The organism is Brevundimonas sp. Root608 (assembly GCF_001427825.1).
Lineage (GTDB): Bacteria > Pseudomonadota > Alphaproteobacteria > Caulobacterales > Caulobacteraceae > Brevundimonas.
This window is the reverse complement of the sequence record NZ_LMGT01000001.1, coordinates 138781-154577: the sequence shown is the minus strand read 5'-3', so window position 1 is coordinate 154577 and position 15797 is coordinate 138781. Positions and strand designations below refer to the sequence as shown.

17 protein-coding genes are annotated in these 15797 nt (G+C 70.8%); 9 read left to right on the top strand and 8 right to left on the bottom strand.

The window, feature by feature from the left end:
• Positions 1-57 precede the first annotated feature (57 nt).
• Positions 58-300 (top strand): hypothetical protein, encoded by a 243-nt coding sequence (locus ASD59_RS00790; protein WP_055826875.1) that lies wholly within the window; start codon positions 58-60, stop codon positions 298-300.
• Positions 301-342: 42 nt separating this feature from the next.
• Positions 343-771 (top strand): hypothetical protein, encoded by a 429-nt coding sequence (locus ASD59_RS00785; RefSeq protein WP_055826872.1) that lies wholly within the window; start codon positions 343-345, stop codon positions 769-771.
• Here ASD59_RS00785 and ASD59_RS00780 read toward each other — a convergent pair.
• Positions 768-1469 carry a glutathione S-transferase N-terminal domain-containing protein gene (locus tag ASD59_RS00780; protein WP_055826869.1) on the bottom strand — a complete coding sequence of 234 codons (702 nt, stop codon included), beginning with the start codon at positions 1467-1469 and terminating at the stop codon, positions 768-770. The two genes, ASD59_RS00785 and ASD59_RS00780, sit on opposite strands and share 4 nt — an antisense overlap.
• Before the next feature lie 127 nt (positions 1470-1596).
• On the opposite strand from ASD59_RS00780, the gene ASD59_RS00775 reads away from it, so the two are divergent.
• Both ASD59_RS00775 and scpA read left to right on the top strand, forming a co-directional pair.
• Positions 1597-2997, top strand: a complete 1401-nt coding sequence (locus ASD59_RS00775; RefSeq protein WP_055826866.1) for a methylmalonyl-CoA mutase family protein — start codon at positions 1597-1599, stop codon at positions 2995-2997.
• Positions 2994-5135, top strand: a complete 2142-nt coding sequence (scpA, locus tag ASD59_RS00770; protein WP_055826863.1) for a methylmalonyl-CoA mutase — start codon at positions 2994-2996, stop codon at positions 5133-5135. Before ASD59_RS00775 ends, scpA begins: the two co-directional genes overlap by 4 nt.
• Before the next feature lie 3 nt (positions 5136-5138).
• On the opposite strand, the gene ASD59_RS00765 is transcribed toward scpA, so the two are convergent.
• The 7 genes from ASD59_RS00765 to ASD59_RS00735 form a co-directional block, all read right to left on the bottom strand.
• Positions 5139-5561 carry a DUF6491 family protein gene (locus tag ASD59_RS00765; RefSeq protein ID WP_055826860.1) on the bottom strand — a complete coding sequence of 141 codons (423 nt, stop codon included), beginning with the start codon at positions 5559-5561 and terminating at the stop codon, positions 5139-5141.
• A 30-nt stretch (positions 5562-5591) separates the two neighbouring features.
• A complete protein-coding gene (gene mnmD / locus ASD59_RS00760) occupies positions 5592-7406 on the bottom strand; it encodes a tRNA (5-methylaminomethyl-2-thiouridine)(34)-methyltransferase MnmD (protein WP_055826856.1) in 1815 nt (604 codons plus the stop codon).
• Positions 7407-7502: 96 nt separating this feature from the next.
• Positions 7503-7877, bottom strand: a complete 375-nt coding sequence (locus ASD59_RS00755) for a hypothetical protein (protein WP_055826853.1) — start codon at positions 7875-7877, stop codon at positions 7503-7505.
• A 188-nt stretch (positions 7878-8065) separates the two neighbouring features.
• Positions 8066-8332, bottom strand: coding sequence for a hypothetical protein (locus ASD59_RS00750; RefSeq protein WP_055826850.1), 267 nt, complete (start codon positions 8330-8332; stop codon positions 8066-8068).
• A 167-nt stretch (positions 8333-8499) separates the two neighbouring features.
• Positions 8500-8781 (bottom strand): hypothetical protein, encoded by a 282-nt coding sequence (locus ASD59_RS14650; protein WP_055826847.1) that lies wholly within the window; start codon positions 8779-8781, stop codon positions 8500-8502.
• Positions 8782-8917: 136 nt separating this feature from the next.
• Positions 8918-9760, bottom strand: a complete 843-nt coding sequence (locus tag ASD59_RS00740) for a haloacid dehalogenase-like hydrolase (protein WP_055826845.1) — start codon at positions 9758-9760, stop codon at positions 8918-8920.
• Between the two features lie 37 nt (positions 9761-9797).
• Positions 9798-12122, bottom strand: coding sequence for a sensor histidine kinase (locus ASD59_RS00735; RefSeq protein ID WP_055826842.1), 2325 nt, complete (start codon positions 12120-12122; stop codon positions 9798-9800).
• Positions 12123-12288: 166 nt separating this feature from the next.
• Here ASD59_RS00735 and ASD59_RS00730 point away from each other — a divergent pair, with 166 nt between their 5' ends.
• The 5 genes from ASD59_RS00730 to ASD59_RS00715 all read left to right on the top strand — a co-directional run bounded on the left by ASD59_RS00730 (position 12289) and on the right by ASD59_RS00715 (position 15796).
• On the top strand, positions 12289-12696 hold the full coding sequence (locus ASD59_RS00730; RefSeq protein ID WP_055826838.1) for a metallopeptidase family protein: 408 nt from the start codon (positions 12289-12291) through the stop codon (positions 12694-12696).
• A 63-nt stretch (positions 12697-12759) separates the two neighbouring features.
• Complete coding sequence (locus ASD59_RS13770; protein WP_082559991.1) at positions 12760-13197, top strand: GIY-YIG nuclease family protein; 438 nt, start codon at positions 12760-12762, stop codon at positions 13195-13197.
• Between the two features lie 32 nt (positions 13198-13229).
• On the top strand, positions 13230-14408 hold the full coding sequence (gene rlmN, locus ASD59_RS00725) for a 23S rRNA (adenine(2503)-C(2))-methyltransferase RlmN (RefSeq protein WP_055826836.1): 1179 nt from the start codon (positions 13230-13232) through the stop codon (positions 14406-14408).
• A 109-nt stretch (positions 14409-14517) separates the two neighbouring features.
• On the top strand, positions 14518-14961 hold the full coding sequence (locus tag ASD59_RS00720; RefSeq protein ID WP_055826832.1) for a DUF350 domain-containing protein: 444 nt from the start codon (positions 14518-14520) through the stop codon (positions 14959-14961).
• Between the two features lie 4 nt (positions 14962-14965).
• Positions 14966-15796 carry a S1 family peptidase gene (locus ASD59_RS00715; RefSeq protein ID WP_055826829.1) on the top strand — a complete coding sequence of 277 codons (831 nt, stop codon included), beginning with the start codon at positions 14966-14968 and terminating at the stop codon, positions 15794-15796.
• The last annotated feature ends 1 nt before the right edge of the window (position 15797 follow it).

The window sequence follows — 15797 nt, the reverse complement described above, 5'->3', positions numbered from 1 at the left end:
GCCGGCCGGTTCTCCGCCCGCGATTGAACCTTCGGCCGTTTCGGGGATTGCCCTGTCATGGCCCTCAATCTCGACACCCTCCTCGAAGGTTCTCCGGCTTACGGCGTTCTCGACGCCAAGGACGGGGTCGTGCTGTTCCGACGATCCGGACATGAGGCGGCGTTCGACGCCATGGCCGCCGAGGTGCTCGACGCCTCCGGCGAGGCGTTCGAGGCGATCCCTCTGACCGACGACCGCCAGCGCTGCGACCGGCTGTTCATCGCGCCCCTGACGGAAACCCGGTCCTTCGACCCTCGCTAGGGTTCGTTGACATAGGCGCGACCGCGGGTTCAAGCCGTGACCATGAACAGCCGCCCGAAACTTCGCCGCCTGCTCGACCTGCCCGGCGTCGCCGATCTGGAGATGAAGGCGCTGATGAAACCGCGCCATGCCGATCCGGACGCGCGCGCGGAATTCCCCGACATCGATGCGACGGCCCAGGCCGCCTTCGGCCTGACCGTCGAGGCGGCGGAAGCCATCGCCCTGCCCGCCGACTGGGACGACATCCAGCATCTTGAAGGTTTCGACCTGCTCGACGCCTTCGCCGCCGAGGGCTGGGATGTCGCGGACGACCGGCGCAAGCCGCTGCGCATGCTGGGCCATTTCGCCCTGCCCCTGGCCCTGGCCATGCGCGGCGTCGCCGGCGAACTGCCGTTCCAGCCCGAGGACACGACGCCCGAACCCTGGGGCGCCGGCATGGCCGCCGAGGCCAAACGCTTCCGCAAACGCTAGGGTCGGGCCGGAATCTCCAGCCCGCGCCGCACCGCCGGCCGCGCCAGCCCGCGCTCCAGCCAGGCCGGGACGGTCTTCAGGCTGTCAAATCCGACCAGGTCGCGCGCCTCGTAGAAGCCGATCAGATTGCGCACCCAGCCCAGGGTGGCGACATCGGCGATCGAATAGTCGTCCATGATCCAGTCGCGCCCCTCGAGCCGCGTCTCGAGCACGCCCAGCAGCCGCTTCGACTCCGCGACGTAGCGCTGCAGCGGACGCTTGTCCTCGTACGCCCGGCCCGCGAATTTGTGGAAGAAGCCGAGCTGCCCGAACATCGGGCCGATCGCCCCCATCTGGAACATGACCCACTGGATGGTCTGGTACCGGGTCGCCGGATCGGCCGACAGCAGCTTGCCGGTCTTCTCGGCCAGATAGATCAGGATGGCTCCGGATTCGAACAGGGCCAGCGGCGTCCCGCCCGGACCGTCGGGATCGATGATGGCCGGAATCTTCCCGTTCGGGTTCAGCGACAGATATTCCGGCGTCCAGCTCTCGTTCTTGCCGATGTCGATGAAATGCGCCTCATACGGCAGGCCGATCTCTTCCAGCATGATCGAGACCTTCACCCCGTTGGGGGTGTTCAGCGAATAGAGCTGCAACCGGTCGGGATGGGCGGCGGGCCAGCGCTGCGTGATCGGGAAGGCGGACAGGTCGGCCATGGGGCGCTCCGGGGGCAGGGGGACGCTCCGCATGTTGGAAGCCGCCGGCGGAACCGCAACATGACGGGTGACGGACGGGCCTGGCCGGGGTCTGGACCGGCGCGCGTCCGCGATGCATTGGAGGCGGATGTCCGACCTGTTTCCGACCCCCTCTCCCGCAGACTGGCGCGTCCTGGCCGAAAAGGCGCTGAAGGACCGGCCGCTGGAAAGCCTGGTGCATCTGGACGCCGACGGTCTGGCGGTGCGGCCCCTGTATGCGGGCGTGAGCGGGATCACGGCGATTTCGGCGCCCCGGCCCTCGGACGCGGATGGGCGGGCCTGGGACGTGCGGACCCTGATCGAGGGCGACGGTGCGGCGGAAGTCAATGCGGCGGCCCTTGCCGACCTCGAAGGCGGCGCGGCCTCCATCCTGCTCAAGGGCGCAATCCTGTCGGACTCCGAGCCCCTGTCGCGGGCGCTGGACGGCGTGGCGCTGGAGTTGGCCGCGGTCGGACTGGACGCCGGCCTCGACGGCCCCGAGGCGGCCAACGCCCTGGCCGTTGCGGCCAAGGGCTCGCCGCGCGCGAAACTGATGTTCCACATGGACCCGCTGTCGGCCTTCGCCGAAACGGGCGCCGCCCCCCGCACGATCGAGGAGCATCTGACGCTGGCGGCCAATACGGCGGCGCGTCACGCCGGCGCCTATCCCGAGGCCAGCTTCTTCCTCGCCGGCGGCCGGGTCGTGCATGAGGCCGGCGGCTCGATCGCCCAGGAACTGGGCTTCGCCGCCGCCAACGCCGTCGCCCTGATCCGCGCGGCCGTCGCCGCCGGAATGACCGAGGAACGGGCGCTGAAAGGGACGGTGCTCGCCGTCTCGGTCGACCAGGAGTATTTCGACGGCCTCGCCAAGGTCCGCGCCCTGCGTCTGATCTGGCGCTCCATCGGCAAGGCGTTCGGCGCCGAAACGCCCGCGATCATCGAGGCCCGCTCGTCGCGCCGCATGCTGTCGGCCCGCGACCCCTGGCCCAATCTGCTGCGGCTGACGGCGGCCGGCTTCGCCGGGGCGATCGGCGGGGCGGACGCCGTGGTGCTGGACGGCCTGTCGCGCGCCAACGGCCGCTCCGACGCCTTCGCCCGCCGTCAGGCGCGCAACACCCAGGCCGTGCTGATGGAGGAGGCCCATCTGGGCCGGGTCGACGATCCGGCGGCGGGTTCGTGGTTCCTCGACGCCCGCACCCGCGACCTGGCCGAGGCCGGCTGGGCCGAATTCCAGCGCATCGAGGGCGAGGGCGGCCTGATCGTCGCCCTGCGCACCGGCGACATTCAGGACCGCGTCGCCGCCGCACGGGCCGAGCGCGAGGCGGCGCTGGCGAGCGGCGCAGCGCATCTGGTCGGCGTGACCAAATTCGTCGATCCCGAGCCCCGCCCCGCGCCGTTCGAGGCCGAGCCGCGGCCGGCCCGCTTGACCGGCGGCGACGCCTGCGATCCGCTGATCCCGATCCGGTTCGCCGCCCCGTTCGAGACTGAAACCTGGGAGGCCGGCCGATGAGCGCGCCCGACTTCACCAAAATCCCGCTCGACCTCGACCCCACCGGCGCCGGCCCGACCCGCGATGCGTGGAACACGCCCGAAGGCCTGACCGTCGAAACCGCCTACGGCCCCGACGCCGTCGAGGGCCTCGACTTCATCCACGGCCTGCCGGGCATCGCCCCCTATGTGCGCGGTCCGTATCCGACCATGTACGCCGGCAACCCCTGGACCATCCGCCAGTACGCCGGCTTCTCGACCGCCGAGGCCTCCAACGCCTTCTACCGTCGCAACCTCGCGGCCGGTCAGAAGGGGCTGTCGATCGCCTTCGATCTGGCCACACACAGGGGCTACGATTCCGACCACCCGCGGGTGAAGGGCGATGTCGGCATGGCCGGGGTGGCCATCGACAGCATCTACGACATGCGGACCCTGTTCGACGGCATCCCGCTCGACAAGATGAGCGTGTCGATGACCATGAACGGCGCCGTCCTGCCGATCCTGGCCCTCTATGTCGTCGCCGCCGAGGAGCAGGGCGTGCCGCACGCGGCCCTGACCGGGACCATCCAGAACGACATCCTCAAGGAGTTCATGGTCCGCAACACCTACATCTATCCGCCCGGGCCCTCGATGCGGATCGTGTCGGACATCTTCGCCTGGACCGCGGCCGAGACCCCGAAATTCAACTCCATCTCGATCAGCGGCTATCACATGCAGGAGGCCGGGGCCTCGGCCGATCTGGAGCTGGCCTATACCCTCGCCGACGGGGTCGAATATCTGAAGGCCGGGGTCGCGGCGGGCATGGACGTGGACCGGTTCGCGCCGCGCCTGAGCTTCTTCTGGGCCATCGGCATGAACTATTTCATGGAGGTGGCCAAGCTGCGCGCCGGCCGCCTGCTGTGGGCCGAAGCGGTCTCGCAATTCGGCGCGAAGGATCCTAAGTCGCTGTCCCTGCGCGCCCACTGCCAGACCTCGGGCTGGTCGCTGGCGGCGCAGGACGTGTTCAACAACGTGCCCCGCACCATGGTCGAGGCCATGGCCGCGGCCGGCGGCCAGACCCAGAGCCTGCACACCAATGCGCTGGACGAGGCGCTGGCCCTGCCGACCGACTTCTCGGCCCGGATCGCGCGCAACACCCAGCTGCTGCTGCAGATGGAGACCGGCCTGACGACGGTCATCGACCCGTGGGGCGGCAGCTTCTACGTCGAACGCCTGACCCACGAACTGGCGAACAGGGCCCGCGTCCTGATGGCCGAGGTCGAGGCCTTGGGCGGCATGGCGAAAGCCATCGAGGCCGGCGTGCCCAAGATGCGGATCGAGGAGGCCTCGGCCCGCACCCAGGCCCGCATCGACACCGGCCAGCAGACCGTCGTCGGCGTGAACCGCTATCTGTCCGACGCGGTCGACGACATCCCCATGCTGAAGGTCGACAACGCCGCCGTCCTCACGGCCCAGATCGACAAGCTGAAACGCCTTCGCGCCGAACGCGACGAGGCCAGGACCCGGGCCGCGCTGGACGCCCTGACCGAGGGCGCGCGCGGGACCGCCAACCTGCTGGAGCTGTCGGTCCAGGCCGCCCGCGCCTGCGCCACCGTCGGCGAAATCTCCGACGCGCTGGAGGCCGCCTTCGGCCGCCACGTCGCCACCGTGAAGACCGTCTCCGGCGTCTACGCCAGGGAAGCCGGCGCCGATCCGAAGATCAGCCGCGCCCGCGACATGGTCGCCGCCTTTGTCGAGAACGACGGCGGCCCGCCGCGCATCCTGATCGCCAAGCTCGGCCAGGACGGCCACGACCGCGGCCAGAAGGTCATCGCCACCGCCTATGGCGACCTGGGGCTCGAGGCTGTCGCCGGCTCGCTGTTCCAGACTCCGTCCGAAGCGGCGAAGGAGGCGGTGGCGCGCAACGTCCACGCCGTCGGCGCCTCGTCATTGGCCGCCGGCCACCTGACGCTCGTGCCCGAACTGAAGGCCGAACTGGAGAAGCTGGGCCGTCCCGACATCATGATCGTGGTCGGCGGGGTCATCCCGCCGTCGGACGTCCAGACCCTGATCGACATGGGCGCGGCCGCCGTCTATCCGCCCGGCTCGGTCATCGCCGACACGGCCATCGACCTGATCGAAAAGCTGAACCAGCGGCTGGGCTACGCCCAGAAACCCTGAACCCTAGGGCCGGTGGCGCGGCGGCAGGGCGGCCACCTCCGCCGCGGTCAACTGGCGGCTGATGCGGACGCGGCAGACGGTCGAAGGCGAGGTCGAACCGGCCACGACCACCCTGGCCCAGTCGTCAGTGCACAGCCGCGACCCGGCCATGCCGCCGTCGGGGATCAGCGCCACCTGCTGGGCGAAGTCCAGATCCTGGCAGCCGCCCGCAGCGTTCAGCTCATAGACCGCGTCGCGGCCCACACGCAGAAAGACCTGGTCCGGCCGGCCCTTGGTGTAGTTGTTGACCTGGCCGACGCTGAAGCACTGGCGGGCCCGGGGCGGATCGCCGGCGTCTGCCATGCCCGCCCGCCCCACGCCGGGATCGACGGGCGCGCAGGCTGCGAGGGCGACGGCGACGGCGCTGGCGGTGAAGGCGGCACGCATGGCGATCTCCGGTTGTGAAGGGTCAGCCCGTCAACCTTCTGCCTTGTCGACCAGGTGCGCAAGGCTCCCGGTCTTCCGCCATCGCGCCGGGTCGACCCGCGCCGCCAGATCGGCCGGCAGGGGCGACGGCGCGCCGAGGGCGAGGGCCGCGACATGCTCGGCCAGCAGGGGCGCGGCGCAGAAGCCGCGCGAACCAAGGCCGCCGAGAACGAACAGGCCCGGGCGACCGGAAACCGGCCCCGCCAGCGGCAGGCGGTCGGGCGTCGTCGCGCGGACGGCGGCGCGCGCCTGTCCCGGCCCCGCCGCCTCTACCCGCGCCGCCAGCCCCGGCAGCCGGGCGGCCAGCACGGCCAGATTGCGTTCGCTGTCGGCGCGGCGGATCTCCTTTCCGACCTCGCCCCGGTCATGGGTGGCCCCGAACAGCAGGCCCTCGCCGGTCGGGACCGCATAACCGCCCCAGGCGACCGGCGGCGCGACCACGCCCTCGACCCAGTCGGCCTGGCCGCGCACCGGCGACAGCGGCGCTTCGGGCCAGAGGCCGGCGACGCCCCAGCCGGCGGCGACCACGACGATGTCGGCTTCGGCGATGATTTCGCCGTCGCCGGCGATCAGCCGCCAGCCTCCATCATGGGGCTCCACTCCCGCCACCTCGGCCGTGGCCCGGTCGGCTTGCGTCAACCATTGCGCCAGCACCGGCGCGGGCTGTAGCGCCAGCGCCTCGCCCATCAGCAGGCCGCCGTCGACGGGCTCTCCGAGGCGAGCCGAGCACGCCGCCGCGTCGAGCACCGCCATGCCGCCCTCCGGCCAGACCGGCTGTTCCGCGACCTTGCCGAAACGCCCCGCATCCCGGGCTTGCTGTTCCAGCTGCAGGACGCCCCGGTCCAGAACGGCGCCCGGCGCGGCGGCGTAAAGGGCGCGCGCCCGATCCAGCGCCTGGGCGAACAGGGCCGCGATGCCGGCGTCGCCGGCGTCCAGCCGCGGGGTGACGAGGGCCGCCGGAAAGCCCGACGCCCCCGCGCCGGGCCGGTCCGCTTCATACACCACGGGCCGGACGCCCAGCGCGGCGAAGGCCCGCGCCATCGACGCGCCGGCGATCCCGGCGCCGACGACGGCCACGGACGGGCCGGCCGCCGCCTCGTTCGCCGCCCCGGGCAGCCAGGCCTCCAGCCGTTCGCGCTTGCGCCCGTGTCCGGGCCGTTTGGCGACCGCGAAGCCGCGCCCGGCCAGGCCGCGCCGCACCGAGCCCGCCACGGTGAAGGTCGCGGCGCGCGCGCCCGGCGCCGATCGGGCCGCGATCCCGTCCATCACCGCATCGGACCACATGCCGGGATTGGTCGAGGGCGCGAACCCGTCCAGGAACCAGGCGTCGGCCCGGCCCGCCCATTGCTCCAGCGCCCACGCCACGTCGCCGATCGCCAGATCCACGACGGCGTTGAACCCCGGCAGGTCGAGCCGGTGAAAGCCCGGCGTCGGCGCGGGCCAGGCCGCCAGCAGGGCCTCCGACGCCCCGGCCAGTTCGGGCCAGGCCGACAGGGCCCGGGCCGCCTCTTCCCGCCCCAGCGGAAAGCCCTCGACCGAAAACACATGCAGCCGCCCGTCCGGCGGCCCCTCTCGGCGCCACAGGTCCAGCAGGGCGGCGATGTTCAGCCCCGTCCCGAACCCCAGTTCCGCCACCGTGAACCGCCGGCGCCCGCTCCACGCCTCCGGCAGGCCGCAGCCGGTCAGAAAGACCGCCCGCGTCTCGGCCAGTCCGTCCTGTTGCGAGAAATAGACGTCGTCGAACCGGCCGGACCGGAGGGCGCCGTCTTCGGTCCAGATCAGGCGGGGCGAGCGGTCGTCGGCCATGGCGACGGCCTATACGGGTGCGCCCGCCGCGCAAGAAAAAAGGGCCGCCCCGGCCCGGAAATCCGGACGGGGACGGCCCTCTTCGTCGTCCCGGCCTTACTGGGCGGGCTGGTTGTTCTGCGGCGGGTTCAGCCGGCGTTCGGTCTCGGTGACCGTGGTGCCGGCGCCGGCCGGGGGCTGGGCGGCCGGGGCCATGGCGCCGTCCGACACGGTCGAACCCGAAGCCGGAGCCATGGTCTGGCCACCCGTGCTCGCGCCCGAACGCGAACCCGAACCCGAACCCGAACCACCGGCGTTCGCGGCGGAGGCGGCCTCGGCGGCCGAGCCTTCGGCGGTCATGGCGGTGTCCGCGGCTGCACCCGAGGCTTCGGCGGCTTCGGTCGACGCCTCGGTCGTATCTTCGGCGGGCTTGTTGCAGGCGGACAGGGTGAAGGCCGCGGCGGCGGCGACGATCAGGGCGGCGGTGCGCATGAGAGAATCCTTGTGGCTGCCGGCGGCGGGTCCCGACCATCAGGACGCCGACCGCCAAGCTTGTTGCACAGGTGAAATCCCGTCGGGCGACCGATGTTCCCGCTACGGTTCCCGCGCAAGAAAAAAGGGCCGCCCGTGAGGGCGACCCTTTCGTTCAACGAGGCCCGGAGGCCGTGTCGATGTCGCTCTTAGTGAGCGGCTTTTTCTTCAGCAGCCGGGGCAGCCGGGGCCATGGCGGCGTCGGCGGCCGGAGCAGCAGCGGCGTCCGAAGCGGTCGCGGCGGCGGCAGTGGCGTCGGCGGCGGCAGCGTCGGCGGTCGCAGCAGCGTCCGTGGCGGTGTCGGCGGCGGCGGCGGCGTCGGCCGAAGCGTCAGCGGCCTTGTCTTCGGCGGCGGGTTGGCAAGCAGCCAGGGCCAGAGCGGCGGCCGAAGCGGCGATCAGAGCGGTGATGCGCATGGTTTTCTTCCTTCAGAAGGTCACGCGAGGTCATGAATCCTCGCAATGCCGGAGATAACGGGATCGTGAGCGGAAGCGCAAGCGAAATTCTCACGCATTCGTGAACCCGTGTGACGCAACCGATCGAAGAGCAGCGCGCGCTGGCCCGAAATTCGCGCTGACGCGGCCTATCGGGGCGGCGGGCTGGTGGCCGGCGAGGTTGTGGACGGTTCGGTCGGCAGGGTGGGCGGCGTCTGTCCCGGCGGGGTCGTTCCATCCGACGGCGGGGGCGAGGCCGGAACCGTGGCGCTTCCGTCGAGCGGCTCCGGCGTCTCCGCCGCCGGAGCCTCGGCGGCCGTGTCGGCGGCGACATCGGCGGCGGCGTCGGCCCTCGGGGCGTTGTCCTGGCCCGAACAGGCGGACAGGGCGAAGGCGCTCGCGGCGGCGAGGGCGGCGATCCTGGGTGTCATCTGCGATCCTCCCGGCGATCGCCGGCGATGAGCCGCCGTTTCACGATCGTCCCCGCCATAACCGGCGGACCGTCCGGAGCGTTCCCGGCTTCGTGACAGGCGGTGAACCCGCGTGACCGGTTCGTGATCTGCCGGCTCAGCCGTCGGCCGGCATCCGGCCCGCATTGACCGCGATCCGCCCGATCAGCCCCTTGACGATCAGGTCCACGGGCGAGCCCTCGCGATAGTCGGCGGCGGCGACGAAATTGACCCGGTCCTCGGAGATCAGACGGTGGATCTTGGTGGTGTCGCGCGGCGTGGTCTCGGGATCATAGACCGCGATCGAGAAGCCGCCCTTGGTGTGCATCATCTTCATGGTCGGCACGTCGGTGTCGCCGTCGCCGAGGAAGATCATACGCTCGAACGGGATCGGCCGCTCGTCGTCCGGGATGAAGCGGTTGATGCGCTCGTCGTCCCAGTGGTTGAACACGCCCTTGTTGATGCGGAAAAGGTACTGGGTCTTGGTGGTGTAGTTGACGCCGACCGCCGGCCAGATGGCCACGTCGTTGTCGTCATAGACGTATTTCGAGGCGTAGACGTGCTTGAACGCCTTGGCGATCGGGCAGCCCTCGATCATCTCCGTCAGGCCGGCCGAGATGATGTAGTGCTCGATCTCGAGGCCGAACTGGTCGCCGAAGGCGTCCATCCGCTCGAACCAGCTCATGTCCCGCAGCCCCTCGAACAGGGCCACGTCCTGGCCGTGGTCGCGCAGCGCCTGTTTCGTCACCGGCTGGCCGTTGTCGCGCGCGGCCTGCAGCATCATCTGCATATACATCAGGATGCCGTCGCCATCGGCCTTCTGGGTCTGGGGGAAGACGCTGTCCCAGAACTGTTTCGGCGTCATCCCGATCGACGGAATGAAGCTGACCTCCTGCATGTTGCCGCGCGCCAGCGTGCCGTCGAAGTCGTAGATCAGGGCGGTCTTGAGACGTTTGGCCATGGGCGAAATCCTGCGTTCTCCGCCGCTCTAAACCAATCTAGCCGAGCCGCAACTCCGGCGGCGCGGCTACGCCCGCTGCTTCCAGCGGCAGATGCAGGATGAAGGCCGCGCCCTTGCCCGGCTCGCTCTCGACCTCGGCCCAGCCGCCGTGCAGCTCGACCAGGGCCTTGACCAGGGCCAGTCCGACCCCGGGCCCGCCCCGCTCGCGCCGCACGAAGCGATCGAAGACATGGGCCTGCAGGTGGTAGGGAATGCCCCGGCCGCTGTCCTCGACGCGGATGCGGACCTCGGACGCGGTGGCCTCGGCCGTCAGGGTCACGGCCCCGCCCTCGGACACCGAACGGGCGGCGTTGTCCAGCAGATGCTCGAGCGCCTGACCGACGCGCTGGGCGTCGGCGCGGATCGGCCGCAGGCCCGCCGGGCAGGTCACGCTCAGGGTCGCGCCGCGGCCCTCGATCCGGGGCCGCGACTTCTCCGCCGCGTCGTCCAGCAGGTCGCTGACCCGGACGTCGCCCAGCGTCAGCTCCATCTCGCCCGCGTCGATCTGGGCCATGTCCAGAACGTCGTCGATCGATCCGGCCAGCTGGCTGGCGGCGACGCGGATGGCCCCCGCGTGCTGACGGCTGCGCTCGGGCAGATCGGCCTGCATCTCCAGCAGTTCCGAATAGCCGACGATGGTCGTCAGCGGCGTGCGCAGTTCATAGGAGACGCTGCCGACGAACTCGCGCTTCAGCGCCGTCGACTCCTCCAGCGCCTGGGCCTTGGCCGCCAGCGCCTGTTCCAGCCCGCGACGGGCGGTGACGTCCGAGAAGGCCACCAGCGTGGCGCCGTCCGGCAGCGGCCGGGTCAGCCAGGACGCGATACGGCCATCCGTGGTGCGTCCCTCGCCCGCGATCGGCACCCGGCTTTCGGGATCGGGGTCGGCGACCCGCGCCTTCAACCCCAGCCACAGGGCCGGATCGGGCATGGTCGACTGGCACAGGGCGGCCACGGCGTCGAAGTCGGCGGCCGCGTCGATCGCATCACCGCTGACGCCCCAGAAGGTGTCGAACGCCTCGTTGTGCAGCCGGATGCGCCCGTCCGAGCCGAACACGGCGACGGCGTCGTTCAGCTTGTCCAGCGTCGCCGTCTGGACCTGGATCTGGGCATTGAACCGGCTGCGCAGCTTCAGTTCGTCGGTGATGTCGGAGAACAGCAGCAGCACGCCGCCCAAAGGATGCGGCTGGCGCACGACCCGCAGGGTGCGTCCGTCGGGCAGGGACCAGCTGTCGTCCGGCGCGGCTTCCGACGCGCCATAGAAGTCCAGCTCGTTGGCCTTCCAGCCGGCGTAGTCGATGACCTCGGGCAGCAGCCGGCGCTGGCGCAGCTTGTCCAGCAGCTCGGCGTGGGTCGGCCGTTCGTCCAGCCAGGCCGGGTCGATGTTGAACAGGGTCTGGAAGGCGGTGTTGTGGAAGGCCAGCCGCTTGGACGGACCGAAGATGGCGACGGCGTCCGCGAGGTGGTTCAGCGTCTCGTCATGCGCCTCGACGTGGCGGCGCAGGGTGTCGCGCGTCTCTTCCGCCTCGGTCATGTCCAGCGCGAAGGCCAGCACGGCTCCGGCCCCGCCCTGAACCGGCTCGGCCACGATGCGCCAGGCCCGGCGCCGCCCGCCGCCCGTGGTCCAGCGGAAGCCGTCCTGATGCTGGCGGGTGCGCCCCGCCTCGGCGACGATGGCGTCGGCCCCACGGTCGAAGCTCAGTCCCTTTTCGCGCGCGGTCTCGACGCTGTCGGCCTTCATCTCGGTCAGCCAGGCCTTGTTGGCCCAGGCCAGCCGCCCGGCCGCGTCGGTGATCCAAGTCGGGGCCGGATAGGAATCGGCCAGCAGGCCCAGCCCGCTCTCGGTCGCCGTGCCCACCAGTCCCAGTCGTGAGACTTTCAGCCAGGCCGCGCCGGCCGAGGACCGGCCCTCGACCGCCCAGGCCCCGGTCGCGCCTTCCAGCACCGCGTCGAACGCCTCGCCCTGGTCGATCAGGGCGTCGAGCCGCGGGCCCACGCCCTCGCGCACGGCGTCCAGCACGACCAGGGCGGGATCGCCCGGCTCCTCGCCGTCGGCCGCCAGATCGCGGACCACCGCCTCCCAGGCCGCCGCCGCACCCAGCCGCCGCGTCCGCCCGTCGGGGGCCAGCGCCAGCCGCACATCCTCGAAGGCCGCCAGGGCGCCGTCGCAATCCGCCAGATCGGCGCGCGCGCGGGCGAGCTCGGACTCGGCCCGGCGGTGGCGGATCGCCAGCCGGCCGCGCAGCCGCGCCGCCCAGGCGCTGAGCGCCAGGGCCAGCCCCGCGGCGCCCGCGGTCGCGACATAGGCGATGTCGGCCTCGGCCATCGTATTCGTTCAGCTCCCGCCCTGATTCGGTAACCATACCTCAAGAGGGACGAGGGACTAGGGATTAGGGATTAGGGTTCGGGAAATGGCCGAGATCGTGCTCAACCGCGCCCCAGTGTGCTTTCAAACCTCATCCCTGGTCCCTAATCCCTGATCCCTGATCCCCATGACCGACTGGACCGACCAATCCGCCCCCTCGCTCGACGACTTCGCCCGGTTGGCGCGCGAGGCGTTCGCCGCCCTGCCTGAACCGTTCCGGTCGCTGGCGGGCGAGGTGGTCATCCGCGTCGACGACTTCGCCGACGACGAGACCCTGGCGATGATGGAGATGGAGGACCCGTTCGAACTGACCGGCCTCTATCACGGCGTCGACATCGGCCTGCGCGACCAGATGGGCCCGGCCGCAGAGGCCAGCCGCATCTTCCTCTACCGCCGCCCGATCCTCGACGAATGGTGCGAGCGCGGCGACGTCGGCCTGTCCGAGATCATCGCCCACGTCCTGATCCACGAGATCGGCCACCATTTCGGCCTCGACGACGACCGCATCGACGTGATCGAGGACGGGGCGGATTGAGACCCTGACAGGTCCGTCACCCTCGGGCTTGACCCGAGGGCCGGACATTCCTCAGATCGGTCGATGGACAGCGAGCGCCGCCCGTTCATAGCCACCTATATCGAGGCCAGTCGGCCGTTCGGCGTGCTGTACATTGGCGTCACCAGCAACCTCTACACTCGAGGCGCCCAGCATCGGGACGGCGCCATCGACGGGTTCAGCAAACGCCACGGCTGCAACATGCTGGTCTGGTATCAGCCGTTCGAACTGATCACAGCCGCTATCCGTCGCGAGAAGGCGCTGAAGCGCTGGAACCGTGGGTGGAAGATGCAGCTGATAGAGCATCGAAATCCTGGCTGGCTCGATCTCTACCCATCATTGTGCGGCCTGGCGCCCGATCCTCGGGTCAAGCCCGAGGATGACGGAGAGGGTTGTGGCGGCGTTTCTGAAAAGCCTCACGGAAGGCCGGCAAAACCCGTAGCGCCGCCGCCTGCCTTAAATCCTTCCCGATCTGTGGTATAAGCCCCGCCTTCCCTCCTGCAGGACCGACCCCCTTGAGCCTGACGCTCGACCTTTCCCGCACGCCCGCCGTCGCTCCGGCGGCGCCCGTCAACCTCTCCGGTCTGACGCGCGCGGGCCTGCGCCAGGCCCTGATCGACGCCGACATCTGCCCGCCGGAAAAGGCGAAGATGCGCGCCAGTCAGGTCTGGGGCTGGATTCACCACTACGGCGTCACCGACTTCGCCGCGATGAGCAACATCGCCAAGGACACGCAAGGGAAGCTGGCCGCCGCCTTCACCCTCGCCCGCCCGGAGATCGTCGAGCGCCAGGTGTCGAACGACGGCACCCGCAAATGGCTGATCCGCACCGCCCCGGGCATCGAGATCGAGACCGTCTACATCCCGGATGTGGGCCGTGCGGGCGCGTTGTGCGTCTCGTCCCAGGTCGGCTGCACCCTGAACTGCACCTTCTGCCACACGGGCACCCAGAAGCTGGTCCGCAACCTGACCGCCGCCGAGATCGTGGCCCAGGTCCAGGTCGCCCGCGACGACCTCGGCGAATGGCCGTCGCCCAAGGAAGATCGCCGCCTGTCCAACATCGTCTTCATGGGCATGGGGGAGCCGCTCTACAATCTCGACCACGTCGCCGACGCCATCGACATCATCTCGGACAATGAGGGCATCGCCCTGTCGCGCCGCCGCATCACCGTCTCGACCTCGGGCGTCGTGCCGCAGCTCGACGCGCTCGGGACCCGCACCCAGGCCATGCTGGCGATCAGCCTGCACGCCACCAACGACGCCCTGCGCGACGTGCTGGTGCCGCTGAACAAGAAATACGACCTGGCCCAGCTGATGGCCGGCATCCGCGCCTATCCGGGGATTTCCAACGCCCGACGGGTGACCTTCGAATACGTGATGCTCAAGGGCGTCAACGACAGCCCCGACGAGGCCCGCGCCCTGCTGAAGCTGATCGAGGGCATTCCGGCCAAGGTCAATCTGATCCCGTTCAACCCGTGGCCCGGCACGGACTACGAATGCTCGGACTGGAAGACGATCGAGCGGTTCGCGGCCATTCTCAACAAGGCCGGTTACGCCAGCCCGATCCGCACCCCCCGCGGCCGCGACATCCTCGCCGCCTGCGGCCAGCTCAAGTCCGAGAGCGAGAAGGTCCGCGCCTCCACCCTGCGCAAGGCCGGACAGGCGACCATCGAAGGCGCGGTCGAGGCCGCCTAACCTCCGGTTACATCGCGACAAGATTCGTGACCGGGTGTGGCGCCGCCGCGCTTGCGGATTGGGGCCAAAACCGGGCAATCGTCAGGGATCGTCTGACCCCCGGATCAACATGGACCCGTCGTCCCTCTCCACCGTGCTCGAAAGCGCCGAGGTCCAGGCCTTCGCGACCGGCTTCCCCACCACCATGGCGCACCTGGGCCTGACCCTGGCCCTGATGGTCGGCGGCGCGATCCTCTACGCCCTGCTCACGCCGTGGAAGGAGATCACCCTGATCCGTCAGGGCAACGCCGCGGCGGCCGTGGCCTTCTCCGGCGTGCTGGTCGGCCTGGCCATCCCGCTCGCGGTCAGCCTCAGCGTCTCCACCTCGGTCAAGGACATCGCCCTGTGGGGCGTCGCCACCGTGGTCATCCAGCTGCTGTCGTTCCGTCTCGTCGACATGATCCTGACCGGCCTGCCCCAGCGCATCCGCGAGGGCGAGGTCGCCGCCGCCGTCCTGCTGGTCGGGGCCAAGCTGTCGACCGCCCTGATCCTGGCGGCGGCTCTGACGGGCTGACGCCATGGCCTTCCCCCGTCCCCCCGACTGGCTGATCTATTCGGCGGTTCTGGGCGGCCTGCTGATCCTGTCGCTGAACCGGCGCGAGAACGCCGACGCCCCGCCCGCCCCGCCGGCGCCGGACGAGATCGAGGGCGCCCTGCTGGGGCCGGTGACGCCGTTCGATCCCGCCGTCACCGTCAACGCGCCGGACATCCCGTTCCAGCCCGCCTCGGGCACGGCCTTCTCGGTCTCGCGCGACGGCCGCTGGGTCACGGCCCGCCACGTCGTCGAGGGCTGCCGCCGGCCCGCCATCCTGGTCGGCGGCGGACGCGCCGTCGCCGCCGACGTGCGGCTGGCGCCGCGCGCGGACATCGCCGTCCTGATCACCCAGGGCGGCGCCGACGCCGTGCCCGTTTCCAGTCTGCAGGGCCTGCGCGCCGGCCAGCGCGCCTTCCACCCCGGCTATCCGCAGGCGCGCGCGGGCGAGGTCACCTCCCGGCTTCTGGGCCGCGAGACGCTGAGGGTGCGCGGCCGCGGCCAGCGCGACGAGCCCATCCTGGCCTGGGCCGAGGTCGGTCGCACCGACGGCCTGGGCGGCACGCTGGCGGGTCTCTCGGGCGCGCCCGTGCTCGACCGTCAGGGCCGCGCCATCGGCGTCACCATTGCCGAAAGCCCGCGCCGCGGCCGGATCTACACCACGTCGCCCGACACCTTCGGCCCCGCCATCCGCGGCGTGCAGAAGGCGGACGAGCCGCTGAGGGGCCGTACCGTCACCATCGACAACTACGGCCTCGTCGCCGACGACCTGCGCCGCGAACTGCGGGTGGCGCAGGTGGTGTGTCTGTCGGCCTGAC

What these genes read in the sequence shown, in the direction of transcription:
- ASD59_RS00755 (WP_055826853.1), bottom strand. Translation starts at nt 7,877, where the DNA reads ATGCGCACCGCCGCCCTGATCGTCGCCGCCGCCGCGGCCTTCACCCTG.
- ASD59_RS00730 (WP_055826838.1), top strand. Translation starts at nt 12,289, where the DNA reads ATGACCGACTGGACCGACCAATCCGCCCCCTCGCTCGACGACTTCGCC.
- ASD59_RS00780 (WP_055826869.1), bottom strand. Translation starts at nt 1,469, where the DNA reads ATGGCCGACCTGTCCGCCTTCCCGATCACGCAGCGCTGGCCCGCCGCC.
- ASD59_RS00720 (WP_055826832.1), top strand. Translation starts at nt 14,518, where the DNA reads ATGGACCCGTCGTCCCTCTCCACCGTGCTCGAAAGCGCCGAGGTCCAG.
- ASD59_RS13770 (WP_082559991.1), top strand. Translation starts at nt 12,760, where the DNA reads ATGGACAGCGAGCGCCGCCCGTTCATAGCCACCTATATCGAGGCCAGT.
- ASD59_RS00765 (WP_055826860.1), bottom strand. Translation starts at nt 5,561, where the DNA reads ATGCGTGCCGCCTTCACCGCCAGCGCCGTCGCCGTCGCCCTCGCAGCC.
- mnmD (WP_055826856.1), bottom strand. Translation starts at nt 7,406, where the DNA reads ATGGCCGACGACCGCTCGCCCCGCCTGATCTGGACCGAAGACGGCGCC.
- ASD59_RS00735 (WP_055826842.1), bottom strand. Translation starts at nt 12,122, where the DNA reads ATGGCCGAGGCCGACATCGCCTATGTCGCGACCGCGGGCGCCGCGGGG.
- ASD59_RS00785 (WP_055826872.1), top strand. Translation starts at nt 343, where the DNA reads ATGAACAGCCGCCCGAAACTTCGCCGCCTGCTCGACCTGCCCGGCGTC.
- ASD59_RS14650 (WP_055826847.1), bottom strand. Translation starts at nt 8,781, where the DNA reads ATGACACCCAGGATCGCCGCCCTCGCCGCCGCGAGCGCCTTCGCCCTG.
- scpA (WP_055826863.1), top strand. Translation starts at nt 2,994, where the DNA reads ATGAGCGCGCCCGACTTCACCAAAATCCCGCTCGACCTCGACCCCACC.
- ASD59_RS00750 (WP_055826850.1), bottom strand. Translation starts at nt 8,332, where the DNA reads ATGCGCATCACCGCTCTGATCGCCGCTTCGGCCGCCGCTCTGGCCCTG.
- ASD59_RS00740 (WP_055826845.1), bottom strand. Translation starts at nt 9,760, where the DNA reads ATGGCCAAACGTCTCAAGACCGCCCTGATCTACGACTTCGACGGCACG.
- ASD59_RS00790 (WP_055826875.1), top strand. Translation starts at nt 58, where the DNA reads ATGGCCCTCAATCTCGACACCCTCCTCGAAGGTTCTCCGGCTTACGGC.
- ASD59_RS00775 (WP_055826866.1), top strand. Translation starts at nt 1,597, where the DNA reads ATGTCCGACCTGTTTCCGACCCCCTCTCCCGCAGACTGGCGCGTCCTG.
- ASD59_RS00715 (WP_055826829.1), top strand. Translation starts at nt 14,966, where the DNA reads ATGGCCTTCCCCCGTCCCCCCGACTGGCTGATCTATTCGGCGGTTCTG.